Below are 22485 nucleotides of genomic sequence, written 5' to 3' on the forward strand. Positions count from 1 at the left end.
AATGATTGAGATGGAGTTGCAGTAACTCCGAAGTTAAAATAGCGAATGAATCATCTCGCTAAGACGAGTGATATCTTGCTGTGTAATGGTGTCTTGTGCCTCGATCGCTATTTCCAGTTGAATGGCTGCCTCTTGTAATTCAATGAACCCCGCTTGACCGGCACAGCCTTTTAGCGTGTGGATCACGTGCGACAAAGTGGGAGTATGAGTGAGAGATTCGCTCGCCTGCTGCACGAGCACTTTTAGAGACTGGGATAATTCCAGGCGAAGCAAGTCATCATCCAGATTTAATAAGGGTCTAGGGGTTGAGATGTGTGGGCTGAGACTAATATCGCGCTCAAGCTGAAATTGTGCGGCCAGGTCCAACACTTCTGCCAATTGGCAAAAAGTAATGGGTTTAGAGAGATAATGGTTCATCCCGGCTTGATAGGCCTTTATCTTTTCATCAGGGTTAGTATTAGCGCTCAGTGCCGTTATCATGCAGCGATTATCACGGTTATTAATATCCTCACGCCAACATCGAGTGGTCGTCAGTCCATCCATACCCGGCATACGAATATCCATCAGTACTAAGTCAAAACTCTGACTCTGACCGAGATGCAGTGCCACTTCGCCACTTTCAGCCAAGGTGACTTGATGCCCTAACTGTCGCAGCATCATGCCGGTAATATCACGATTCGTTTCTGCATCATCGACCAACAATATAGACATGTGCCAAGACTGAAGCGGAAGATTTTGCTGTAACCCCTGTGCAGAGGATATGGGAGAATGATGACTGCTCAGATACTTTTCTACTTTGGTATATAAGCGGCCTGGCAGGTAGCTCAACTCTTTATCGCTAAAGGGTCCCGGCTGCGAGGGAAATGACTCATTATTTACGGGTCGGCAGAGAATACCCCAGGCGGATAATTGCGTGTGTAATGACAGTGGTGCGCATAATTCGCCTTTAAAAGGCTTTACGGGTGTTATCCCGTGGTACGGCAAGCTTAACGAGAAACGGCTCCCTAGGCCAAACTGACTGAAAAGCGTAATCTGTCCGCCCATCATTCTGGCCAAATTATCTGCAATCGTTAGCCCCAATCCTGTGCCATGTCTATGGTCACAGGTTTGGACAAAGGGGTTGAATATCGCTTGTTGATGCTGTGTGTCAATGCCGCAGCCACTATCTTCAACAGTAAAGCAGAGTTGTTTGTCTAGACGTTCGACATTGAGACTAATATGGCCCTGCTGGGTAAATTTAACTGCATTACCCAATAAATTAATCAAAATCTGCTTTAAGCGTTGGCTATCTAATTCAAGTGATAAAGGAACGTCTGAGCTGACATTGGTGGAAAGAAGGAGTGATTTACTTGAGGCCTGGCTATGAATAGTCAGCATGGCCTGATCCAATAAAGGTAATAGCGCGGTTTTCTCCTGAGACAGCGTCATTTGGCCCGATTCAATGCGAGAGAAATCTAATAGATTATTAATGATTGCCAGTAAAGAGTGTGAGCATTGGCGAGCCGTCTCCGTCAATCGATATTGCTCGGCTGTTAGTTCGGTATTTTGTAATAACTCGACCGCGCCTAAAGCACCGTTGAGAGGGGTACGAATCTCATGGCTAATAGTCGTCAGATGCACGCGCTTGCGGCGATTAGCTTGTTCAGCAGCCTGTTTTGATTTTGCTAGTGCCAGAGTGCGTTTCTTGACTTTCATTTCCAACGTGTCGTATTGCTCATTCAAAGTATCTAGCAAGCTATTATAAGCACGAGCAATCTGCCCTAATTCATCCATGCGCTTAACGGGTAAGCGCGGCTCCATGGCGTGTGGACCGGTGGCACCAATAATATTAACGAAGTTCCAAAGGGGGATTGCCAGGTAATAACGCAGTAATAATGAAAGCGCCAACGTGAGTAGCAACAAAATAGCGAATGCAATAGGCAGTTGATGTAGGGCGGGTTTTGCTGCTTCCCAGGCAAAACCGACTCTGGGATAAACGACTAATTGCTGCCAACCCGGGCCTTTTAGCTGGGTTCTCAATACCAGATAATCAGGTGTTTGTTGCCAACCATCATGTAAATGACTATTTCTCAACTGACGAAGAATGTCATTTAACTGATTTGACGATATATTTTGTTGAGATATTGGTAATAACTCGCCATTTTTGTCCAGCCATAAATTAATATCTCGTTGCCCTATCGACTCGCTATCAGTGAATAATTCATTCAGTTTTAATGAAAAACCAGCTAACGCGCCATTTTGATCACATGCAGCAACAGAAACATGCCAGCCACTTTTCGCAGAATAAGTGGGCATACCCCAGAAAATGTTGTCATGGGTAGGAAATATTGGCAGTAGAAGCAACTCCTTACGCCGCTGGTTTAAATAATCACTTGATACTGATTGTGGCCGAAATATTGTAATGCCTTCTTTGTTGTTAATGGTAAAACTGTCGAGATAATAAGTTTGTCCGGAAGTACCGTAAGTTTGAGTTATTCGAGGATTATGCCTGGTTCGGACAGAGCTGCAGCTCCCTGAATTGAAAGGAGTACCATTACCGACGTCATTTTCTATTTGGGTAATAGGGAGTCGCCAGGTGGGCTGATAATTTATCTGATGGGTGATTAAAGAGGTTGCATCACGTTCGGCTCCTTCAAATTGGTAATTGCTTAAATCTGCACGTAATGATGCCATATGCGTTAATTCATTCACCAGCCGTTGGCGTGTATCTTCATATGAAAAGAATGCCGTCGCCGAAATTGAAATTAGCCAAATGACCATTAACGTAATGCCTAGTATTAATGTCAATCGCGTGACAAGTGATGATGAATTGTCCATAAAGTCACCTGACTGTTTTTTTTAGTACGCCACAGTCAAAAATTGATATCAAGAATTACACTGATTTCATTACTACTCGTTATAGATTCATTTAATTCTGGAAAGGATTGGAATCAGGTTTTCGCCTTGTAGCCAAGGCTCAACGACAGAGGATAATTACACTGAAGCATTACAGGAGTCGCCGTAGATGCAGGAAATGTTGAGAATGCAACCCTTAATCAGCAATATTGATTCGTCGGATATTAATATTGTGGAGTTTACATTAATGGATATTCCATCCAAAGCAATGGATTATAATCATTCTATCTGTATTGGTGTTTTTTTTATAGACAGAAAAATGATATCTGATGTAACTATTCGATATATTACTCTCATGCTGGTGTTGCTTGAAGAGACGCAGGATTTTGCCTTGCAGCTTAACGATGGTTATTGGTGGTTATGGTTCCGATATACTGTCGATGATAATGTAACCAGTGAAGATAAACATCAAACGTTATCAATAAATTTGGAACAGATTCATTCTGTCATTCAATATCTTAATTCTTTGGTTATTACAGTTAACTCATCTAAAACAAAAAATTTAACTGGGCAGGAACGAAAAGTTAGCAGGGTCATCTCATGAAGGAAATTGCTGGTTTACTATTGTTTTTTTTCGCATCACTGGCCTATGGACAAGTTATTCCTTGGCAAGGTGAGCCTTTCTTTATTTATAGCCGAGGTATGCCCGTATCCAATCTTTTAAAAGATTTAGGCATGAACTATGGTATTCCTGTTGTGGTTAGCCCAGATATAAATGAACATTTTAGTGGGACAATCCGCGATAAAAAACCAGAAGAAATACTATCAGAGCTTGCGGGGTTATATAATATTACTTGGTATTATGATGGGGGAACACTCTACTTCTACAAGGCTCAATCCATCCGAAGGGAATTTATATCGCCCGACGGACTATCAACTACCACTCTCCTGAAGTATCTACAAAGCAGCGGTGTACCGGCGGATAAAAACTGCGTTGTTAAGGCGATCTCTCGCCTTGGTGCTATTGAGGTTACAGGTGTTCCTATCTGTATTGAGCGAGTGACGACGTTGAGCAAAATGCTCTCTTCGCAAGCTCGTAGTCAAAACGAAAGTAAAGAAACGGTGAAAGTCTTCCAACTCAAATATGCTTCAGCGGCTGATTCAGATTATCAGTATCGTGATCAACAAGTTAAGCTACCAGGCTTAGTGAGTGTATTGCGTGAAATGACGATGGGAAATAATTTACCTCTGGTGGGCGGAAAAGGACAAGATAATACTCCCTCCAGCATGCCACTCTTCTCGGCAGACCCTCGGCAAAATGCCATCATTATTCGTGATCGCCAGGTCAATATGCCAATGTACCGTAGTCTGATTAAGCAACTGGATCAGCGACCTGTTCAAATAGAAATTTCCGTGACCATTATTGATGTTGATGCTGGGGATATCAGCCAACTGGGTATCGATTGGTCAGCGTCTACATCTATTGGAGGGACAGGGATTTCATTTAATAAAGACATGGGAAAAAATGGTGCTGATGGATTCTCTACTGTAATTGGTGATACCAGCAACTTTATGGTGCGCCTAAATGCGTTACAAAGAAATTCACGCGCCAGAGTATTATCACGACCTTCGGTGGTTACTCTAAACAATATCCAAGCGGTACTTGATAAAAACATCACATTTTATACTAAGTTGGAGGGCGACAAAGTAGCAAAACTTGAATCTGTTACCTCTGGATCGTTATTACGAGTGACACCGAGAATGATTGATGCAGATGGCGTAAAAGAAGTTTTGCTCAACCTTAATATTCAGGATGGTCAACAACAGGCTCCTATCAGCAGTAGTGAGCCGTTACCAGAGATACAGAATTCGGATATTTCGACCCAGGCGACATTACGTGTCGGGCAAAGTTTGCTTTTGGGCGGCTTCATTCAAGATAAACAAATTGAATCGCAAAATAAAATCCCCCTGTTAGGTGACATCCCTTTAGTCGGCGGATTGTTCCGTAGTACTGATAAACAATCACACAGTGTTGTCAGGTTATTTTTGATCAAGGCAGTACCGGTTAATATAGGGGAGTAACATGGCAGTAAGATTTAAACTCCGCCTGTTAAGCGGTGAACTTAAGGGGCGTGAGTTGACGCTACCTGAGGGCGAATTTACTCTGGGAGAACAGGATTGTGATGTTCTATTACCACTGTCTCAAGGGAAGATAGTGACCTTGGTTATCAGTGAATACCAAATAATGATGCGGGTATCTGGTGAGGTTTGGGTTAATGGTTCACAACATGACTTACAGCATGCACTTCCGCTCAGACAAGCAATTGAAACCTCTGGATTGGTATTGGCCTTAGGCGAGGAAAACGATAGCTTAAGTGATGTCAAAATGACGCCACGGACCGGATCGCAGGTATTGCTGTGGTTATCCATGGTGACATTGATGTTGTTATCACTGATATTCATTTTGATATTTTGGGTTATGCAGCAACCTAAAGTGCTGTTGGCTTATCTTCCTCCCGATCTACCCACACAATTATCTGAACAGCTGAATAAACCTGCTTTGCAGGGCGTAAAAGCAGGTTGGTTATCGGACGGTAGTGTGATGTTAAGTGGTCACTGTACATCTTCTTCAGCTGTTATTAACTTGCAGAATTTCTTGGTATTGAATCATATTGTATTTCGGAATCAGCTAGTTTGCGATGACCATTTAATCACCAATGTCAGCGATGTATTGCAGCAGTATGGCTACCAAGATACCGATATTCACGCAGGTAAAGAACCGGGAGTTGTTATTATCCATGGTGCTATTGAAATGGGGGGGCAATGGTCAAAAGCGCAAGAGGCTCTGGCAAGTATTACGGGTTTAAAAAGCTGGAAAGTCGTTAACACTCACGATGGGCAAATTTCGCAATTAGTTGAGCGCTTAAGAGAACTGGGGCTGCTAGGTTATCTCAGCATGGTGCAAAATAATAAGGAAGTGACTATCAGCGGCCTATTAGCGCCTGACCAACGACGCAAGTTAACGGAAATGCTGGCAATATTGGCCCAGCAGCAACCCGAATTTCTTGCGGTAAGATATCAGAACATTCCTATCTCAGATCAAGCGACTAGGTTGCTCCCCGCTGCTATTGTCAGTTATGGAGGAAATAGGCATTCAGGGTTTGTGCAACTGGCAAATGGATTACGCTTACAGCAAGGGAGTGTTCTGGAAAATGGTTATAAAGTGATTTTTATCGGGGAGCAAGGTATATCACTATTGAAAACTAACAATTTGATACATATACCGATGAGTTTTTAAAAATAAATAAGGAAGTGAGATGATGCGGGATATTACTGAATTGGAATACTGCATTAAATATAAGCCCAGGGAAATTCAGCATAAGAAAGAGTTATTGATAAAAGAAAAAAATATAATCTCTTGTCAATTGTCTCTAATGCAAACACCCGATAATTATAAATATCTTAATAATGTTATGCTGGCGTTGAAGAGCGCCGAAAAAATAATTGAGACGCTGACTTTTCGTTTTAAAAATTAAATTTACTTACTGTGGTAGTTTTTTTAAATTAGTTATAAAAATATAAAAGACGGAATGAATGGAAAAGGTGAGGATAAACTTAAAGGCTAGTAAATATTTAAAGGAGCATCCTATGATTGAAAATAATCCTATTCAATATATGCTGGTTGACTTACAAGGTCGATATAATAAGTTGATGTCTGATTTTGACAAGCTTAAATTCTTTCAGAAAAAAATTGAAATGCTGAGAGAGCGGGCTGCTAATGATATTGGTGCGCGGGAGGTATTATGCCGACTGGATGCTGTCTTTCCGAATGGATTGGCGGAGGAGAAATACAAAATGATGGCATGTATTTCACAGATGAAAATACAATTTAAGCAATTGGAGACGCAGCTTAGAAACATAAATTCTGATCAGGGTGTTATGTAGTTAATAATTAATCCTCTGTTATTTACATTTTGAATCTAGGAGTGTGTATATGGGAGATCTTACCTATACAAGACATGAACCAGTAGGTTTTTCAACTAACGCTGTTAAATCGTTTGGTAATGCAAAGTCGGTTGATAGTGATAATCATTACGGTATTGATGGTTCATCCCCTAATGCTGTTGATGAGGGCCACGATATCTTTAGCTCGGGTTTGAGTGTCCTCTACGCATTTCTTGCAGCGCTTAACTACATTGCAGCGAATGATTTTAAAGCTATGCAAGAGCGCGCCAAGTATGCCCGTGAAGTGCAAGATAACGCCAATCAGGTTGATGAAGTTATTGCGGAGGCTTCGAAAGGTGATGATAAGACTAGAGAACCATTACCTGATTCAGTTGTTGAGTTTATGCGAAAAAATGGCATCAAAGTTGATGGCATGAGCATTGATGATTATTTAAAAAAGAACGGCCCTACACTGGATAAAGGGGAATTAGCCGCAGTGAAAGGAGCATTAGATAATGAGAAGAGTAGTGCAACAGACACCATGAGTCAGGATCAGCTGCAGTTACAGAAAACGATGCAGGGCTATAACGTTTGCGCCAACAACATCAGTACATTGCAGTCAGGTTTAAAAGATTTACTGATGACCATTGCCCGCAATTTCTGTTAATTGGCTCGTGGCCTCAAGGACGGTTTGAAATGAATATTCAACCAAGTGATGCAGTGCTTAATTTTATGAGGCGCGGTGGTTCGTTGCATATGCTGGCTAAAATGGCCCCACAAGATCTGGCGCTGCTCTATGAATATACTGTGCAACTTTGTCAAGGAAGGGAGTTCGACAGTGCCAAGAAGTTATTAAATTTGCTGGTACGCTTTGACCATTGGAATTTCGCTTATTGGATGACACTCGGCTTGTGCTACCAACAAACTGCTGATTTTCATCAGGCGATTTATTGTTTCAGTCGTGCAGGACAAATCCAGGTGGATAATCCACGCCCATCATGTTCGGCAGGAGAGTGTTATTTAGCTTGTGGTAATGCCACTTATGCCGAAAAAGCCTTTCGCGCAGCGCTTAATTGGTGCCATACACATCCAGAGCTGGCAGATATAAGGCAACAAGCTGAGCGAGGTTTAGCTGCTTTATTATTGGAGGTACGCGATGTCTAATATCGTAACAGCTAAAGCAGATACGACGGTTGATTGGACAGCGGCAATGGTAGGGAAAACACCACCATTATCATTGGCTACCATGCCCGATTGGCGAGCGATCGCTGGTCTACGCTCATCGGAGGATATCAATATAACGTCACCCAAAGTGACACAACAAAAAGCCCAAGGAGCATTGGATCGCTTGCTGGTTTCTTTGCTGCCGTTCAATGCAAAAAAAGGAGATGATGATGATCGATTGTATCTCGATCGGCTAGAGCATATTGATATGCAACTGATTGTCGCGATGGCCGGTAATCTTAGTCTTGGCGTTTTCTCTGACTTGTGTAAATCCATCGGCACACAGATGGAACATGCAACAGAAGTGCAAACTTTTCTGCGTGATAAGCGTATCGCGGAATACCAAAAACAGATCGATAAAGCCATTGAACAGGCTGATAAAGCTAAAAAAGCAGGCATTTTCGGCGCAGTATGCGATTGGATCGTCGGTGCGGTTGAGGTGATTTATGGTGCCATTAAGGTTGCTGAAGGGGTACTAACCGGCGACCCGTTGGCGTTAGCCTCTGGTGCAGCATATCTGGCTGCGGGCACTGCTGGGCTTGTTAAAGCGGCGGCAGAAACGGCGATGCTATTAGGGGCATCAAAAGAAAAATGCCAAGAAGTCATTGATGTCGCAGGTAAAGTCCAGCTCGGTTGTGAATGCTTTGCGATGGCGGTTGATGTGTTGCAAGCTGGTCGTGCCATCAATGCGGCCCGCGTGGTAACCAAAGGCGCAGGTGATGTGCTGAAAGCCGGTACGAGTGAAGTGTTGCTTGATGCTATCAAGAGTGGTGCTGGCGAAGAGCTAGAACAGTTGGCCGAGCAGTTTGCCAAGGATGTCAGCAAACAGGTCAGCAGTGAGGTGGCCATGCAAGGAGGAGAAATTGAGATGGTTGAGGCCAGTGATATGGCTTCTGCCGCAGCTAAGCAAGCTATTGAAGCGGAAATGACCTTAACACGCAATATCACCAAATCTTTTACTCACGCAGGAATAGAAAAATTGGTGGGTGAGACCACTAAGGCATTGGTGAAAGATGTGCTTAAGCAAGGTGCTACGCTGACGGCTGAAGAGTTTGAGCGCCAATGTGTAAAAGCGATTATGAAAAAGATGGTCAAGCAGATAATAAAAGATATTAGTATTTCGCCATTGTCTATTCTTCAACAATGCACTCAAGGTGTCAGCCAAATCAATACTGGGATATTATCTATTCAAAAAGCAGCTCTGCAAAAAGAGATTGAAGAGTTAATTATGAATCAAGATTTCACTCAGTTTATGGATGATTGGGTCGAAAAAAATAAGCAACAACAAAATTCACAGTTAAAAAGTATTTCACAAGATGCACAAGAAACACTATCTCAATTAAACGATAATATTCATCAGAACGGCATGTTACAAACAAAAATTGCCAATTCATTAATATAGTGGAGGTGGTTATGAGTATTTCTGTCGATCATCAAATAAAATTGCTTGAGCAGAATACCCCATCTATCGATGGGGGCGATTACCACAATAGTAATACCAATGATGTTCTTTCTTCCTTATCCAAGATCATTTCTGAAATGTTCGAGTTATTTAAAAAAATGCGCGATTTACTGAGCGTTTATAATCAGAAACAACAAGAATTAGGTTGGGATCTACAAGTGAGTTCAATGAGTAAGCGACGAGAAAGCATCAATGATTCGTACAGTGCATCCGCTATAAGTGGGGGGGCTAGCATGCTTTCTGGCTTTTTTAGTTCGGCAGGAGGCGGCGCAAGTATTTTTTGTGGTGAATTAGCTGGCCACATTGGCACTGGTGTAGGAGGGCTTTTTGTGGGTGGCTTTAAATTTTGGGAGGGCGGGAAGACACGTGATGCAGATATATCCCGTATGATCAGCGAACTGCAAAGCAGCAATTCACAATCTTATGCCAAAAGCAGCATGGATTTACTCAACGTTCTGGGGGAAAGCCGACAAAGTTTAAAAGAGCTGAGTAAAGACATAACTAACATCATTAACCAAATTGCCATGGCCGTGAAATTTAGCTAATGGATATTATTACACACGACTTACGCAGTAAAGGCTGTGTTATTAAAACGGCCTATTTTGAAAGTAGCGCAATCAAAATAGGCTACCAGTTTTATCTCTATGGTTATCGGGTGATTTATCGCATTGAACGCAGCGAGATGATTATTTGTTATCTGGAAAAACGTCATAAAGATGAATTGCCCGGTGATTTTTTAAAACTCTTTAATTTTTTATACCGCTTAGGTAAGCGTACTAATGAACTTTCAATTATCAGAATGTTGGTAATTGATAATGTCGCTAACCCAACGCTGCATTTAAATCGGCATCGGTTAATTAATATTTTAAAGGCCAAAGGGGCATTTAGTAAAAGCATAGAGGATAACGATTGGCTGGTATTTGATGTTAGCTCTAGAGAATAGAATATTGGAGGGGAAATGGCTGACTTCGGTATTGAGGGCTTACAGGCTCTGAGTATTCAAATAAATAATGCTTTAAAGGAGCAAGGCATCATTAGCCAGGAGATAATAGATAACCATCAGCCAGCCAGCCAGCAAGAGGTGCAGAGAATCTATGCGCAGGGTTATCAAGCCTGGCTCGCGGATGATTATGTTGCGGCGATGGCTGATTTCTCCTGGCTCACAATACATTGCCCGTTAGAGTTTCGATTCCATTTGGCGTTAGCCGGGGCAATGCAAATGCAACAGGAGTATGGGCTGGCGCTGAGCGCCTATACTTGCGCTCTATTGCTGGAGGCAAAAGACCCCGAACCTGTCTACCAGATGGCAATATGTTTGCGGGCTTTGGAAAAGGGGGCTGATGCTAGAGAAGCACTACAAACCGCCATTGAAATGAGTTATCTGAGTCCTGAATACGCCCCTATAGCCGAAAAAGCATCGCTATTATTGAATCAAATATAAAACAGGTCCTTTGGTTGCGATGGCGATTATTTAAGGAGTGATATATGAAATTTATTGATGGCACCATAAGCATAAATAATCATCATACACATGAACCTCCAATTAAAAAAGAGAATATTGATGGACATAATAATGAAAAACCGGTGCTCACCTCTCCCGAGGACATGACCTTTTTGAATAAAACTCAAGTGAAAGTTAATCATCTTCTAGATGCTCAGGAGAAATATTCAGCTGAATTAACCAGTGTCAGTGTTAAGCTTGCCAGGAAACAATTTATAATTAATGCGATTGACGTGATTGTTGCTTCCATTACTTTCTCTATCACTGCAGTCGTTGCTGTTGGCAGTGGTGGTTTAGCAATACCCATCGCTGTGTTTGCAGGATTGAATCTCATGTCATCACTCTCAAATTTGGCCTGTGCTTCCTATAACTGGAATTGTGTGAGTAAAAATAAAGAAGAGTTAGCAATGGGAAATGACGGGCTGCAACAGGCGATTTTCTATCTGGCTAAATATTTTCAGGCATCTGACTCTAATGCAAAAATAATTTCCCGTTACGCCGCGCCTATTATTAAAATTGGAATTACTGCTACTATGGCCGTTATAGGTGCTACTGCTCATCTGGTGATCAAGGACGGGGCATGCCTATTAGCTGAGCATTATGCACCGATATTAACATCTATTCTTAGTGCTTTCGCTCTTAACTTTTTAGGCTCTTGGATAAATAATTATACTGATGAAATGAATGATATATCAATGAAACTAAGCCAAAATGAAAAAGACGTTATCAGTCACCTAGTCTTATTGGAAGGCATGTTTAATGTATTAACTGGCAGGGAAGGAAAAATGACCTTGTCAGAACATAATAGATGCCAATGTTATTGATCATACCTCAGGTCTAAACCGGATATCCGTTTCCCATAATATTTGTCAATCTTGTATAAGGTTAACAACATCCTTAGGGAAAATATAATGAAAACAATCCAATTCATTTTATTTAGGCAAGAGGGAATATTACGCCACGAAGGGGAATGTAATACTGTTCCTGCGGGGAATCTGGTTGTTGTTGACGAGTTGGCAACGGTATCTTCTTTTTGCCAAAGCTCTGTTACTTCAATAATGTGCCATTCCATCGATCTTTTACCCATATATCAAGATCTCGCGAGTAAAATGGTGCAGCCGAATAAATTCAGATTACCCAGCAAGGTGTCTGACGGTTACAAAATATTGCCAGTCAGTAGTGATGTCATTTATGCGACTGAACAATTGGTTAATATCGAAAAGACCACATCATTAAAATTTATTTACCTTTACTGCTTGGGTTTGGATCCTGTTTATTTCTCACGATTATTAGAGTCAATTGTAGGGACGAACAACGAGTTACTGGAGTTCTTTGAGAAAAATCGCCTCAATCCATGGACCGTTTCGCGTTATGCCGATGAGTTAGGGATTTCGACCCGTAAATTGAATTTTTTGTTCTACGAGAAATTCGGGATGTCGGCCAAACAGTGGCTGCTGGACCAACGGTTGAAAAAAGGCTGCGAGCTGCTGCTCTCCACCCGACTACGGGTGGCAGATATTGCCATGGAGTGCGGCTTTAGCAATCACGCGCATTTTTCTGATAGTTTTCGTCGCCGTTTTCAACAGTGCCCGTCCCATATGCGGACACTGATGGAATAAGGGGAACCCGATGGATATAAACGCGCTAGTCAATGAATTGACGCAAAGCATCAATAAGATTGGTCAGGATTTTCAAAGCCAGATGGCTTCTGGCAACCCTTCGGATCCTGAGCATATGCTGAAGATGCAATTTGCCATGCAGCAGTATTCGTCTTACATCAACTTTAGCAGTGCTTTGATGAAGGGGATTAAAGATATGACCAGCGGAATCATTGCAAAAATATGATTTTACTTTCAGCACCCTGTCGCCAATTAGTGGTGGAAGCCGCCTTGGCAGGGGTGAATCACAGTCTACTGGACGAGGCCCGCAACATCCTGAATGTTCTACCTCAACTGATCCCCGACCCCTCGGTGCGTCTGGTCTGTGAGGCGATGCTGCTATTTGGGCTGAACCAGCAGGATGACGCTTTGGCATTACTGGCAGCGTCCCAGTCGGAGGATGCACAGGCCATGCTGGAATTGCTGCAACAAGGCATGGCTGGCAACGACAAAAGTGTAAAACCGCAGCGGCATAACGTTTTTATTAACAGGAGATCACCTGATGAACATTGATGCTATTCAGGCAGCTTTAATGCAGGGCAATTCGTTACCACAGCCTAGTGACATGCAGCAAGTCGCCAAGTTTACGCAGTTGATGCAGCAAGCTGAACCTGCCCCCCCGATGATGTCGCCCGATCAATTGCTGGATGCGCAGTCTGAATGGATGCGCGGTACGTTATCTGTTGACCTGACGGCTAAAGTGGCCGGTACCGTCGGGCAGAACATTAATAAGCTGGTTAATATGCAATGAGACAGTTGCGGCGCATGGTCGCAATATCGCTGATTGTTGTGTCCCTTTCCGGCTGTGGCATGGAGTTGTATAGCGGGCTTTCGGAGGGGGAAGCTAACCAGATGCTGGCGTTGCTGATGTTGCATCAAATTAAAGCCGAAAAACAGCCAGAGAAAGGGGGAACGGTAGGCTTGAGTGTCGATAAGAGCCAGTTTATTAATGCCGTTGAACTGCTGCGACAAAATGGTTTCCCGCGCCAACAATTCGCCACGGTGGATCAATTGTTTCCCTCGAATCAGTTGGTGACTTCGCCCGGTCAAGAGCAGGCCAAAATGGTCTATTTGAAAGAGCAGCAGTTGGAGGGCATGTTGAGCCATATGGAGGGGGTGATTCATGCCGATGTGACTATCGCCATGCCCGCACCCACCGACGGTAAAAGCAGCGTTCCCCATGCCGCCTCGGTGTTTATCAAGTATTCGCCTGAGGTCAATTTGCAAAGTTATCAACCGCAAATCAAAAACTTGATCCGCGATGCGGTACCGGGCATTGATTACGCACAAATTAGTGTGGTGATGCAACCCGCCAATTATCGTTTTAGTGCCGCGCCACAGCAGCAACATGGGGTAGGTGTGGGGCTGCAATGGCTGCTCCGTCACGGCGGAACGGTACAGATAGTTTTAGGTTCGTTGTTGATTTTGTTGGTTGGGTTGTCGACAGCCGGTTTGGTGCGCTACCTGCGCCGATAAGGGGCTAACGGGGGAAAACCATGATTTTGCCGTTAACGACTGATATCCGACATTTGCATCAGTTAGCCTGGCAGCCCGCCAGATTTGCTCATCCTTTATGGCTGACAGCAATAGGGGTTAAGGCTGAGTATTACCATTATGGTCGCAGTGATGCGCTGGATAGTGCTTTGAATCGGGCACTCATTCGGCAGCGAAAATTTCCACTGTACTCCTTGCCTGCGGTGCTGAGTCAACAGCAGCAACAGCAAATGGCAGGGTATCAACGCCTACCGGCTCTCTGTCTGGCGCTGGGGCTGGTTCACTTACAATGTGCTGACTATCTGCGCTTACGCCGTTACCGAGAGGTGCTTGCACCGCTATTGAATGAGGGAAACATTCACCAACTGATTGGTTTGGGCTATTGCGGCCACCTCCCGGCCAGATTAAGCCCGCAGCACCTGCTGAACGTTGCGTTGCGTTTTGGGCATAGTCTCGCGCATCAGATTCGTCATGACGACGTAGTCTGGCGGGCCATATCCATTACATTACCCCCCCAGCCCCGTGCACTCTCTCTCTCTTCGGCGTTATCTCTTTCAGCGGATCACTGGTTAACACGGTTGGAGCGTCTGCTATGAACCCCTTTCATATTCGGGTGCAGGAACTCGATTACGCGCTACCTACAGGCGTGATTATCCCCGCAGCGCAGTTACAGGAAATGGCGCTGTGTTGCGATATTTTGTCCGCTGCCCGTGCGCAGGCTGCAGAGATTCTACGAGTGGCAAACACGGAGAAAGCGCAACAGTTGGCACAAGCGGAACAGCAGGCAGAGATGCTGGTTCATGAGGCTCGTAACCAGATCGAAGCCGATGTATTGGCGCAGCATATCCGTTGGTTAGTGACTGCGGACCAATTAACCGCCTCGCTGGTGACTCAAGCTCGTCAGCGTATTTTGGCGGCGATCACTTCGGTGGTCACCGCGTGGGCCACTCAGCAAGCGGTGGATCAGACTCTGATTCATCATCTGGCGACGCAAGTGGAGGCGCTGGCACACCAAGACGACTTGGTTTTACGGGTTCATCCGCAGCACCTTCCTGCGGTGATAGCCACGCTGGGGGGGAGAGTGCAGTGTGTCGAGGATGAGAGTCTGGCTGAGGATGAAGCGCTATTAGGCTCACCCCTATTGCAACTCAGTTTTTCTCTTCACCGCCATTTATCGCAACTTTTTCTTTGGCTACAGGCCGCGCCAGAACCTGAAGCTGAAGCTGAACCATTGTCCCATCAGGAGCCCGCCGATGATCAATGCGAATAATGTGTCCGATGCTGCCATTGTGCAGGGTTCCCCGTTGGACAGCGGGAAGTTACAAGCTGAAGTCACCCCCGCTCACTCGGTAATGACCTTAGCCAGCCAGGAACTACTCGAAATCAGACAAGCGGTGTTGGGTGAGAGCATGGTAGAGACTATGGAGGAAATTGGGCTGAGTTTGGGCTCTCGGCTGAAAGATCAAAAGTCTGTAGAAGCGGAGGAGCGTAATCAACGCCGCCAACACTTACTGATGAAACTGGTTGCACAGCTTTCCGATAGCGCTAGCAACCTATTGCCGCAGAGCATCCCACCGGATATAGATATGGCGTTGTTGGCCAGCAAGCTCCGCCAAGGGGGCTTATCGGCAGGGCAGCAAATTTTGCTTTTGGCCAGCATGATGTCGTACCACCAAAATAATCCGTTACGACGCCGCAGCTTATCGCAATTACTGGGACCATTACTGGAGAGTGAGGGGTGGGAGATCGAGCTATTTGGCTTGCTGGAATTTGGTATGGCGGGCAGTCGTTCACTGGGCGCGCTAAAACAGCTATTTCAGCAAAGCATCCATCAAAGTGAGTTATCGGTCGCGGAGTGGTTTACGCGAGTCAGTCGCTGGCCGCAACGCCAGCAACGAATTCGGATCTTGATGCGCGCGATGGCGTTTGATTTGTCCTGCCAGCCGCCACCCAAGCATGGCGAACGACTGGCCGCTACCCTCTACCAATTACGCCGTTTGCTGATGTTTCTGGGATTGGAGGACCATTGTGATCGTGTGGGAAGTGCCTGTGGGGTCTCTGGGGATGTGATCCTCAGTGAAGTCCTGGCGGTGGTCGGGCAGCCCTGGCTATTTAATAACTGGTTACAGCCACGGGTTGAGATAATTACAGGCCCGGATGCTAAAACACGGCGGGGATTTATTCGTCGTTTCTATGAGTTATTCAAGCTGATGCCCGTCGAGTGTTTCAACGATGAGGATCACCAAGCGCAAATTCTGACGGTATTGCTAGAGATCTGATTTCCTGCTTCAGGCGAACGCCCGATAGCGCTTAGCTCGCGGGCTTCGTATGCTCACCATTAATATACTTACTATTATTCGACTTATTAAGAATTAAGCTAATAACTGGCATCAATGGGGCATTGGTTATGGAGATGGATTTGGTTGTTACCCGTAACCTACAGCTGTTTACCCGCATGGCTGAGTTGCCCTGTTCGGTAATCACCTCCTGTATGCAGTGGCAGCTCGATCAGCGGGTCGTTTTCCTTGAGTGGCGGGCATCAAAACTACTGTTGACCTGCGGTCTACAGCATCGGCGTTACACGACAGATGACCTGCTGCGGCTCCAGCAATGCTGGCGGCTCGAGCGATTTAATGGCGTGCCACAGCGCATCTACTTATTGAACACAGGCATGATGGTCAGTTGTTCACCGCCCCCGCAGTCCGGTGCCGAATTTTGGTATCAGCTCTATCGCCAACAGTGTGCCTTGCTACGCCAACTGCTGGGAGAGTGCCCATGAGGGAGTCCGCACTCAAGCGCGGTTTAATGATGATCACCGAGCGGCAGGATGTTTTTCTGGCGATCATGCTGCTGGTGGCGATCTTTATGATGATCCTGCCACTGCCTACGGTAATGGTCGATGTGCTGATTGCCATCAATCTGGCGTTCTCCGTCATCCTGTTGATGATCTCCATTTATCTGCGCGATCCGCTCGAATTCTCGGTCTTTCCCTCGCTCTTGCTGATCACCACACTTTATCGGCTGGCGCTGACCATCAGTACGACGCGCTTAGTACTGCTACAGCATGATGCTGGCCAGATTGTTGAGGCATTTGGTCAATTTGTGGTTGGCGGCAATCTGGCAGTGGGATTGATCATTTTTACCATCATCACCGTGGTCCAATTTATCGTGATCACCAAAGGCTCAGAGCGGGTGGCGGAAGTCAGTGCCCGCTTCTCCCTCGATGGCATGCCGGGTAAGCAAATGAGCATTGATGGCGACATGCGAGCTGGTGTGATCGACTCTGCCGAGGCCGGGCGGCAGCGAGAACGGGTACAAAAAGAGAGCCGCCTGTTTGGTGCCATGGACGGGGCGATGAAATTTGTTAAAGGGGATGCCATCGCGGGGATCATTGTCATTCTGGTGAATATTTTTGGCGGCATCGCTATTGGTGTGCTGCAACATGACATGTCAGCAGAGCAGGCGATGCTCACTTATGCGGTGCTCTCCGTTGGCGATGGTCTGTGTGCGCAGATCCCGTCATTACTCATCTCGATAACGGCCGGGATTATTGTGACCCGAGTGCCTGGCGGCGAGAAACAGAGTTTAGCCAAAGACTTGGCGGTACAGGTGGGGCGTCAGCCAGATGCCTTATGGCTAGCCGCCGCCATCCTGACGGTTTTTGCCCTGCTACCGGGTTTCCCTTTCCTGGTCTTTATCACGCTGGCACTGCTGGTGGCGACCCCGGCGTTTCTCCTGTACCGAAAGAGTCGGTCCCGCCAGCGAGACGGTGAGATTGATGGTACCAAAGAGAGCGGTGCTTCATCCGCTGACAAAATGACGCCAGGAGCGGTGCCATTGATGCTCTGTTGCGCCACCAATTTGCACTATCCCCATTTGGCGCAGGACATCAATAGCTTGCGATGGCGCTGGTTTGAGCATCTTGGCGTGCCTTTGCCGGAAGTGATTATCCAACGTGATCCGGAATTAGCTGAAAATACCTTATCGATTCGCGTTTATCAGGAACCGGTGCTGACATTGAGGTTACCGTCCGATGAGCTGTTATTGGTTCAGCCCACAACCCAATTAGAGACGCGTAGCCAGAATCTAGGGGCGAAAATGGGCAGCTTTGAGTGGCTGACCGCCGAACAGGGTAGCCACGCGAGTACCTTGGGTATCCCTTATGCACAAGGGCACCAACGGATTATTTATTGTCTGACGCGGGTGCTTGAGCGGCATACGGCTGAGTTTATCGGTGTGCAGGAGACTCGCTATCTGATGGACGCGATGGAGGGGCGCTACGGCGAATTAGTCAAAGAGTTACAGCGCCAGCTGCCGGTCGGCAAAGTGGCTGAAATACTGCAACGGCTGGTGGAAGAGGATGTTTCGATCCGCGATTTACGCACCATTTTTGGTGCGCTGGTGACCTGGGCACCGAAGGAGAAAGACAATGTGATGCTGACCGAATACGTCCGTATCGCTCTGCGCCGCCATGTGTGTGGTCGGTTCAGCAAGAATAAAACTTGGCTGCCAGTATTGCGGCTGGGTGAGGGGGCAGAGAACCTGATCCGCGAATCTATCCGCCAGACGTCGGCAGGCACCTACTCTGCGTTGGGGGATAAACACTCGCGGCTAATCCTCAGCAAAATAAAAACCGCCTTTACTAAAAACGGTGATGCGGTACTGCTGGCATCCATTGATGTGCGGCGTTTTCTGCGCAAAATTGTTGAGCGAGATATTTTCACGTTACCGGTACTCTCCTGGCAGGAGTTGGGCGATGAGATGAATATTAAGGTGGTAGACACCATTGAACTTATCGGCGATGAACTTGATGAGGGCATCAGAGATGAAATCGATGCAATTGCCTGATATCTCAAATTTAAGCGCCAAGTTACAGCAACAGTTGCGCTTATCGTCCTCCCCGCCAGATGGCATAGAGTGTTGTGGCCCGATACTGGATGTTGGCCCGACCCTGATCCGCGCTCATCTACCCGGAGTGAAGTTAGGGGAGCTATGCCAGATCGAATCACCGAACATGTTAGCGGAAGTGGTCGCCATTGAGCAGCAAACTGCTCTCCTCTCCCCTTTTGCCGCTTCCACGGGGTTGAGCTGTGGTCAGTGGGTGCGACCCCTTGGACATACCCACCGTGTCCAGGTTGGGGCTGATTTACTCGGACGGATTTTGGATGGCTTGGGTGTCCCGATGGACAGCGGCCCGCCCCTGAACGGACATTGGTGCGAACTGGACAGATCACCGCCAGATCCCCTGATTCGTCAGCCGATACAGCAGGTTCTCACTACGGGTATTCGCGCGGTGGATGGCCTTTTGAGCTGCGGTGAAGGGCAGCGGATCGGCATTTTTGCCGCCGCTGGCGTTGGGAAAAGTACGTTGCTGAGCATGCTATGCGCGGGTAGCCACGCGGATGTGATGGTGCTGGCGCTGATTGGTGAACGTGGCCGTGAAGTCCGGGAGTTTTTGGAACAAGTGCTGACAGTCGAAACGCGCGCCCGCACTGTAGTGGTAGTGGCAACCTCTGATCGTCCGGCGCTGGAACGGCTAAAAGGCATCTATACCGCCACCCGCGTCGCCGAATACTTCCGTGACCGCGGGTTGAAAGTTCTGCTAATGGCCGACTCCCTGACCCGCTATGCCCGAGCGGCCCGCGAGATAGGTCTGGCGGCAGGGGAATTACCGGCGGCGGGCAGTTTCCCCCCTAGCGTCTTTGCTGCATTACCTCGGCTATTAGAGCGGGCAGGCAATAGCGCGCAGGGCAGTATTACCGCATTTTATACTGTGCTGGTGGAGGGGGATGACATGAATGAGCCAGTGGCTGATGAGGTGCGTTCACTCTTAGATGGACACATTGTGCTGTCGCGAAAATTGGCGGGGGCGGGCCACTATCCGGCGATTGATATTGCCGCCAGTGTCAGCCGCATCATGCCGCAAATTGTCACGGGTGAACATCTGGCATTGGCGCAAAAACTGCGCCAAATGCAAACCTGCTATCAGGAGATAGAACTACTGGTGCGGGTGGGCGAATATCAGGCCGGACATGATCCGCAGGCCGATGAGGCACTTGCGCGTTACCCCGCCATCTGTGCCTTCTTGCAACAGGAGAACCGCTTATCGTGCAATTCCGACGCCGTCAGCCTCAAGCATACACTCGCGCAACTCGCGCGGGCACTGGGCTAAACAATCCGCAGTTAGTGATTTTGCAGCGCCTGCTGGTGCTGCGACAACATAAAGAACGTCGGTTACGCCAGCAACTGGTGAGCCTACAACGGGAATATCAGCAGCGGGAGCAGCGATTAGCGGATTGTCGCATCGAACGGCAGCAGCTATGTCAGCAACTACAAAATCTGGCGCAGTGGCGCGGCGAGCTACTACCCGCGCAGGCGGATGAGCAGCGAGTGTTGCAACACGAGCTGTATCAGGCAGAACGGCAGCGGCAAAAACAGATTCGCGCGTGGCTGGTGCTGGAGCAGCAGCAGCGGGCCGCGATTGAGTCACAACTGGCGCTATTACGACGTAATCAGCGTGAACAAGAAAAGTTAAGGATACTAATAACCGATGAGCCGAATCGATATTGAAGGCGCACTATCACTGCTCAGTGGCGTCCACTTTGGGGATGCGCCACCGCGTTTAGGCACTAAGCGGGAACAGCAGCAATTTGCCCGCTACCTTCCACCACGACCAAGATCCTCGCAGGATATGGCCCAGGCCATGGCCTCGACAGGGGATGGCAACCCGATGCAGACCGAGTATTGCATTGTCAGCGGGCCATTGTCCGGCACTCGGATCAGTGTCAGCTTGGCAATTCACGGCTTAAACATTGTGCTCAGCCATGTCGATCGCGACTTAATTGAACGTTTGCAACGCGTGCAGACTCGTTGGCAGCGACAACTGCATGCCTTAGGCTTTCCCTGTCTGTTGGAGGTCACTCATGTTGGGGAACCTGACGGCTGAATCACGCCAACTCAGCACCCTAATTGGCAGTGGGCGACACCGTGTAGGGGTGACTGCCACGATGATGCAGGTTGAGGGGGAGGGGGTTTATCTGCCGTCGCACTATGGTAGTCAAGCCTGCGGTATTTGGATCTCTCGGGCCTGCTGGCAAAACTGGCTGGTATCCTCACTGGCGACGGACGATACCCATTTTCTGGCGACAGAATTGGTGATTGCTATGGCGAATTGGGTGGTTAGCCCATTGCTAGCCCCGCTGCCGGATCTGGTGATCCAAAGCCAACCACCTCAGCCGATGACACTGTTAAGCCAATGGGCGGTGATGCTGACGTTCGAGCTGGAGGAGCAGCCACTGAGTGTGGTGTTGTTCGACTGGCCACTGGCGGTATTGGCAGACACCTTATCTCATTGGCAGTGTAAAAATGGGCAGGGTGAACCCGCTCCCCAGCAAGACATGCACTGGCAGGCCGGTTTGGTGGTGGGCTGGTGCCGCTTATCCCTGAGCCAATTGCAGCAACTGAGGCCTGGTGATGGGTTGCGGGTTGCCGCTGCCGCCGCGCTAGAACAGGGAAATTGCTGGTTATGGCAAATGGCATCGCCGCAGATTTATATCAAGCTGGAGGAGGAAAATAGAATGACCATTCAGCAGGTTAATGACGATATCGACCGCCTACTGTCACTCGATACTGCCGCCATACCTAAGGTGCCACAGACCGTGGCGCTCGATCATTTACCGCAAACGTTAGTCATGGAGATTGGCCGAGTGGCCGTGCCGCTAGGGGAGATCAAACAGCTCGCTGTCGGGCAAACCCTAAATTGCCAGGCCAGCGTCTACGGGGAGGTGAATATTCGCCTCAATGGTCAGTCCGTCGGGAGTGGGAGTTTGTTGCAGTGTGGTGAGGATCTGGTGGTGAGGATCGATCAATGGCACCTTACCCTGCGGCCTTGACGCTGCAGCGGTGTTAGCGGCTCTCACGCGCCCGAATCACTGACTGGAGTCAGCTCATCGGGACTTGCTCATTTGCTGCCTTGCTGCAACGCCAATGACTTTGGGTAAGTGGTAAGCCCTGCGGCCTTGACGCTGCAGCGGTGTTAGCGGCACTCACGCGCCCGAATCACTGACTGGAGTCAGCTCATCGGGACTTGCTCATTTGCTGCCTTGCTGCAACGCCAATGACTTTGGGTAAGTGGTAAGCCCTGCGGCCTTGACGCTGCAGCGGTGTTAGCGGCACTCACGCGCCCGAATCACTGACTGGAGTCAGCTCATCGGCTCTAGCGAGCCTGAAACGACATATGAATTTTTAGTAAAAATAAGACCGAATAATGTTATTCAGGTTATAGCCTGATTCCTGAAAAAGCGGGTGACATGAATACTGCGGGAACTCATTTCTTACTCAACAGGCGAGCCTCTTGCGGAACAGAT

Annotated in this window: 27 protein-coding genes; 26 read left to right on the forward strand and 1 reads right to left on the reverse strand. The window is 47.3% G+C overall.

The annotated features are described in order from the left end of the window. Positions 1 to 33: 33 nt before the first annotated feature. On the reverse strand, positions 34 to 2817 hold the full coding sequence (locus ACZ76_RS10650) for a hybrid sensor histidine kinase/response regulator (protein ID WP_048618918.1): 2784 nt from the start codon (positions 2815 to 2817) through the stop codon (positions 34 to 36). A 187-nt stretch (positions 2818 to 3004) separates the two neighbouring features. On the opposite strand from ACZ76_RS10650, the gene ACZ76_RS10655 reads away from it, so the two are divergent. The 26 genes from ACZ76_RS10655 (at position 3005) to ACZ76_RS10780 (ending at position 22011) form a co-directional block, all read left to right on the forward strand. Further along, on the forward strand, positions 3005 to 3439 hold the full coding sequence (locus tag ACZ76_RS10655) for a hypothetical protein (RefSeq protein WP_048618919.1): 435 nt from the start codon (positions 3005 to 3007) through the stop codon (positions 3437 to 3439). Then, positions 3436 to 4917: an EscC/YscC/HrcC family type III secretion system outer membrane ring protein gene (locus ACZ76_RS10660; RefSeq protein WP_048618920.1), complete on the forward strand. Its 1482-nt coding sequence runs from the start codon at positions 3436 to 3438 to the stop codon at positions 4915 to 4917. The genes ACZ76_RS10655 and ACZ76_RS10660 overlap by 4 nt, the downstream gene beginning before the upstream one ends. Before the next feature lies 1 nt (position 4918). Continuing rightward, positions 4919 to 6133 (forward strand): type III secretion system inner membrane ring subunit SctD, encoded by a 1215-nt coding sequence (sctD, locus tag ACZ76_RS10665; protein WP_048618921.1) that lies wholly within the window; start codon positions 4919 to 4921, stop codon positions 6131 to 6133. 22 nt (positions 6134 to 6155) lie between these two features. Next, a complete protein-coding gene (locus tag ACZ76_RS10670; protein WP_048620261.1) occupies positions 6156 to 6371 on the forward strand; it encodes an EscE/YscE/SsaE family type III secretion system needle protein co-chaperone in 216 nt (71 codons plus the stop codon). A gap of 112 nt (positions 6372 to 6483) precedes the next feature. Beyond that, the gene (locus tag ACZ76_RS10675; RefSeq protein WP_048620262.1) at positions 6484 to 6780 is read left to right on the forward strand and encodes a chromosome partitioning protein ParA; all 297 of its coding nucleotides are present in this window, start codon (positions 6484 to 6486) and stop codon (positions 6778 to 6780) included. 49 nt (positions 6781 to 6829) lie between these two features. After that, the gene (gene sseB / locus ACZ76_RS10680) at positions 6830 to 7447 is read left to right on the forward strand and encodes a type III secretion system translocon protein SseB (protein WP_048618922.1); all 618 of its coding nucleotides are present in this window, start codon (positions 6830 to 6832) and stop codon (positions 7445 to 7447) included. A gap of 29 nt (positions 7448 to 7476) precedes the next feature. After that, positions 7477 to 7944, forward strand: coding sequence for a SycD/LcrH family type III secretion system chaperone (locus ACZ76_RS10685; RefSeq protein WP_048618923.1), 468 nt, complete (start codon positions 7477 to 7479; stop codon positions 7942 to 7944). Then, positions 7937 to 9406 (forward strand): type III secretion system translocon subunit SctE, encoded by a 1470-nt coding sequence (gene sctE, locus ACZ76_RS10690; protein WP_048618924.1) that lies wholly within the window; start codon positions 7937 to 7939, stop codon positions 9404 to 9406. The genes ACZ76_RS10685 and sctE overlap by 8 nt, the downstream gene beginning before the upstream one ends. 11 nt (positions 9407 to 9417) lie before the next feature. Next, positions 9418 to 10011 (forward strand): type III secretion system translocon protein SseD, encoded by a 594-nt coding sequence (gene sseD / locus ACZ76_RS10695; protein ID WP_048618925.1) that lies wholly within the window; start codon positions 9418 to 9420, stop codon positions 10009 to 10011. Next, positions 10011 to 10409 carry a type III secretion system effector protein SseE gene (sseE, locus tag ACZ76_RS10700; protein ID WP_048618926.1) on the forward strand — a complete coding sequence of 133 codons (399 nt, stop codon included), beginning with the start codon at positions 10011 to 10013 and terminating at the stop codon, positions 10407 to 10409. The genes sseD and sseE overlap by 1 nt, the downstream gene beginning before the upstream one ends. Positions 10410 to 10424: 15 nt before the next feature. Continuing rightward, entirely contained in the window at positions 10425 to 10907 is a 483-nt protein-coding gene (locus ACZ76_RS10705; protein WP_048618927.1) for a SycD/LcrH family type III secretion system chaperone, read from the forward strand. A 44-nt stretch (positions 10908 to 10951) separates the two neighbouring features. Further along, positions 10952 to 11791 carry a hypothetical protein gene (locus tag ACZ76_RS10710; protein ID WP_048618928.1) on the forward strand — a complete coding sequence of 280 codons (840 nt, stop codon included), beginning with the start codon at positions 10952 to 10954 and terminating at the stop codon, positions 11789 to 11791. 87 nt (positions 11792 to 11878) lie between these two features. Continuing rightward, on the forward strand, positions 11879 to 12586 hold the full coding sequence (locus ACZ76_RS10715; protein ID WP_048618929.1) for a helix-turn-helix domain-containing protein: 708 nt from the start codon (positions 11879 to 11881) through the stop codon (positions 12584 to 12586). 10 nt (positions 12587 to 12596) lie between these two features. Beyond that, entirely contained in the window at positions 12597 to 12812 is a 216-nt protein-coding gene (gene sctF / locus ACZ76_RS10720; protein WP_005278146.1) for a type III secretion system needle filament subunit SctF, read from the forward strand. Further along, positions 12809 to 13138 (forward strand): EscG/YscG/SsaH family type III secretion system needle protein co-chaperone, encoded by a 330-nt coding sequence (locus tag ACZ76_RS10725; RefSeq protein WP_048618930.1) that lies wholly within the window; start codon positions 12809 to 12811, stop codon positions 13136 to 13138. Before sctF ends, ACZ76_RS10725 begins: the two co-directional genes overlap by 4 nt. Further along, positions 13128 to 13376 carry a type III secretion system inner rod subunit SctI gene (sctI, locus tag ACZ76_RS10730; RefSeq protein WP_048618931.1) on the forward strand — a complete coding sequence of 83 codons (249 nt, stop codon included), beginning with the start codon at positions 13128 to 13130 and terminating at the stop codon, positions 13374 to 13376. The genes ACZ76_RS10725 and sctI overlap by 11 nt, the downstream gene beginning before the upstream one ends. Further along, positions 13373 to 14101 carry an EscJ/YscJ/HrcJ family type III secretion inner membrane ring protein SsaJ gene (gene ssaJ, locus ACZ76_RS10735; RefSeq protein WP_048618932.1) on the forward strand — a complete coding sequence of 243 codons (729 nt, stop codon included), beginning with the start codon at positions 13373 to 13375 and terminating at the stop codon, positions 14099 to 14101. Before sctI ends, ssaJ begins: the two co-directional genes overlap by 4 nt. A gap of 20 nt (positions 14102 to 14121) precedes the next feature. Beyond that, positions 14122 to 14715, forward strand: a complete 594-nt coding sequence (locus ACZ76_RS10740) for a type III secretion system domain-containing protein (RefSeq protein ID WP_048618933.1) — start codon at positions 14122 to 14124, stop codon at positions 14713 to 14715. Next, positions 14712 to 15389: a type III secretion system stator protein SctL gene (gene sctL / locus ACZ76_RS10745; RefSeq protein WP_048618934.1), complete on the forward strand. Its 678-nt coding sequence runs from the start codon at positions 14712 to 14714 to the stop codon at positions 15387 to 15389. Before ACZ76_RS10740 ends, sctL begins: the two co-directional genes overlap by 4 nt. After that, complete coding sequence (locus ACZ76_RS10750; protein ID WP_048618935.1) at positions 15373 to 16398, forward strand: TyeA family type III secretion system gatekeeper subunit; 1026 nt, start codon at positions 15373 to 15375, stop codon at positions 16396 to 16398. The genes sctL and ACZ76_RS10750 overlap by 17 nt, the downstream gene beginning before the upstream one ends. Before the next feature lie 128 nt (positions 16399 to 16526). Then, positions 16527 to 16898 (forward strand): type III secretion system protein, encoded by a 372-nt coding sequence (locus tag ACZ76_RS10755; protein WP_048618936.1) that lies wholly within the window; start codon positions 16527 to 16529, stop codon positions 16896 to 16898. Further along, complete coding sequence (locus ACZ76_RS10760; protein ID WP_048618937.1) at positions 16895 to 18967, forward strand: EscV/YscV/HrcV family type III secretion system export apparatus protein; 2073 nt, start codon at positions 16895 to 16897, stop codon at positions 18965 to 18967. The genes ACZ76_RS10755 and ACZ76_RS10760 overlap by 4 nt, the downstream gene beginning before the upstream one ends. Further along, the gene (locus tag ACZ76_RS10765; protein ID WP_048620263.1) at positions 18954 to 20291 is read left to right on the forward strand and encodes an EscN/YscN/HrcN family type III secretion system ATPase; all 1338 of its coding nucleotides are present in this window, start codon (positions 18954 to 18956) and stop codon (positions 20289 to 20291) included. Before ACZ76_RS10760 ends, ACZ76_RS10765 begins: the two co-directional genes overlap by 14 nt. 20 nt (positions 20292 to 20311) lie before the next feature. Further along, positions 20312 to 20689: a hypothetical protein gene (locus tag ACZ76_RS10770; RefSeq protein ID WP_048620264.1), complete on the forward strand. Its 378-nt coding sequence runs from the start codon at positions 20312 to 20314 to the stop codon at positions 20687 to 20689. Next, positions 20670 to 21065: a hypothetical protein gene (locus ACZ76_RS10775; protein WP_048618938.1), complete on the forward strand. Its 396-nt coding sequence runs from the start codon at positions 20670 to 20672 to the stop codon at positions 21063 to 21065. Before ACZ76_RS10770 ends, ACZ76_RS10775 begins: the two co-directional genes overlap by 20 nt. Beyond that, positions 21043 to 22011 carry a YscQ/HrcQ family type III secretion apparatus protein gene (locus ACZ76_RS10780; protein ID WP_048618939.1) on the forward strand — a complete coding sequence of 323 codons (969 nt, stop codon included), beginning with the start codon at positions 21043 to 21045 and terminating at the stop codon, positions 22009 to 22011. The genes ACZ76_RS10775 and ACZ76_RS10780 overlap by 23 nt, the downstream gene beginning before the upstream one ends. Positions 22012 to 22485: the final 474 nt, after the last annotated feature.

The sequence above is a fragment of the Yersinia aleksiciae genome (assembly GCF_001047675.1).
Classification (GTDB): domain Bacteria; phylum Pseudomonadota; class Gammaproteobacteria; order Enterobacterales; family Enterobacteriaceae; genus Yersinia; species Yersinia aleksiciae.

Coding starts and splice junctions, on each gene's coding strand:
- ACZ76_RS10650 (WP_048618918.1), bottom strand. CDS start 2,817: ATGGACAATTCATCATCACTTGTCACGCGATTGACATTAATACTAGGC.
- ACZ76_RS10655 (WP_048618919.1), top strand. CDS start 3,005: ATGCAGGAAATGTTGAGAATGCAACCCTTAATCAGCAATATTGATTCG.
- ACZ76_RS10660 (WP_048618920.1), top strand. CDS start 3,436: ATGAAGGAAATTGCTGGTTTACTATTGTTTTTTTTCGCATCACTGGCC.
- sctD (WP_048618921.1), top strand. CDS start 4,919: ATGGCAGTAAGATTTAAACTCCGCCTGTTAAGCGGTGAACTTAAGGGG.
- ACZ76_RS10670 (WP_048620261.1), top strand. CDS start 6,156: ATGCGGGATATTACTGAATTGGAATACTGCATTAAATATAAGCCCAGG.
- ACZ76_RS10675 (WP_048620262.1), top strand. CDS start 6,484: ATGATTGAAAATAATCCTATTCAATATATGCTGGTTGACTTACAAGGT.
- sseB (WP_048618922.1), top strand. CDS start 6,830: ATGGGAGATCTTACCTATACAAGACATGAACCAGTAGGTTTTTCAACT.
- ACZ76_RS10685 (WP_048618923.1), top strand. CDS start 7,477: ATGAATATTCAACCAAGTGATGCAGTGCTTAATTTTATGAGGCGCGGT.
- sctE (WP_048618924.1), top strand. CDS start 7,937: ATGTCTAATATCGTAACAGCTAAAGCAGATACGACGGTTGATTGGACA.
- sseD (WP_048618925.1), top strand. CDS start 9,418: ATGAGTATTTCTGTCGATCATCAAATAAAATTGCTTGAGCAGAATACC.
- sseE (WP_048618926.1), top strand. CDS start 10,011: ATGGATATTATTACACACGACTTACGCAGTAAAGGCTGTGTTATTAAA.
- ACZ76_RS10705 (WP_048618927.1), top strand. CDS start 10,425: ATGGCTGACTTCGGTATTGAGGGCTTACAGGCTCTGAGTATTCAAATA.
- ACZ76_RS10710 (WP_048618928.1), top strand. CDS start 10,952: ATGAAATTTATTGATGGCACCATAAGCATAAATAATCATCATACACAT.
- ACZ76_RS10715 (WP_048618929.1), top strand. CDS start 11,879: ATGAAAACAATCCAATTCATTTTATTTAGGCAAGAGGGAATATTACGC.
- sctF (WP_005278146.1), top strand. CDS start 12,597: ATGGATATAAACGCGCTAGTCAATGAATTGACGCAAAGCATCAATAAG.
- ACZ76_RS10725 (WP_048618930.1), top strand. CDS start 12,809: ATGATTTTACTTTCAGCACCCTGTCGCCAATTAGTGGTGGAAGCCGCC.
- sctI (WP_048618931.1), top strand. CDS start 13,128: ATGAACATTGATGCTATTCAGGCAGCTTTAATGCAGGGCAATTCGTTA.
- ssaJ (WP_048618932.1), top strand. CDS start 13,373: ATGAGACAGTTGCGGCGCATGGTCGCAATATCGCTGATTGTTGTGTCC.
- ACZ76_RS10740 (WP_048618933.1), top strand. CDS start 14,122: ATGATTTTGCCGTTAACGACTGATATCCGACATTTGCATCAGTTAGCC.
- sctL (WP_048618934.1), top strand. CDS start 14,712: ATGAACCCCTTTCATATTCGGGTGCAGGAACTCGATTACGCGCTACCT.
- ACZ76_RS10750 (WP_048618935.1), top strand. CDS start 15,373: ATGATCAATGCGAATAATGTGTCCGATGCTGCCATTGTGCAGGGTTCC.
- ACZ76_RS10755 (WP_048618936.1), top strand. CDS start 16,527: ATGGAGATGGATTTGGTTGTTACCCGTAACCTACAGCTGTTTACCCGC.
- ACZ76_RS10760 (WP_048618937.1), top strand. CDS start 16,895: ATGAGGGAGTCCGCACTCAAGCGCGGTTTAATGATGATCACCGAGCGG.
- ACZ76_RS10765 (WP_048620263.1), top strand. CDS start 18,954: ATGCAATTGCCTGATATCTCAAATTTAAGCGCCAAGTTACAGCAACAG.
- ACZ76_RS10775 (WP_048618938.1), top strand. CDS start 20,670: ATGAGCCGAATCGATATTGAAGGCGCACTATCACTGCTCAGTGGCGTC.
- ACZ76_RS10780 (WP_048618939.1), top strand. CDS start 21,043: ATGTTGGGGAACCTGACGGCTGAATCACGCCAACTCAGCACCCTAATT.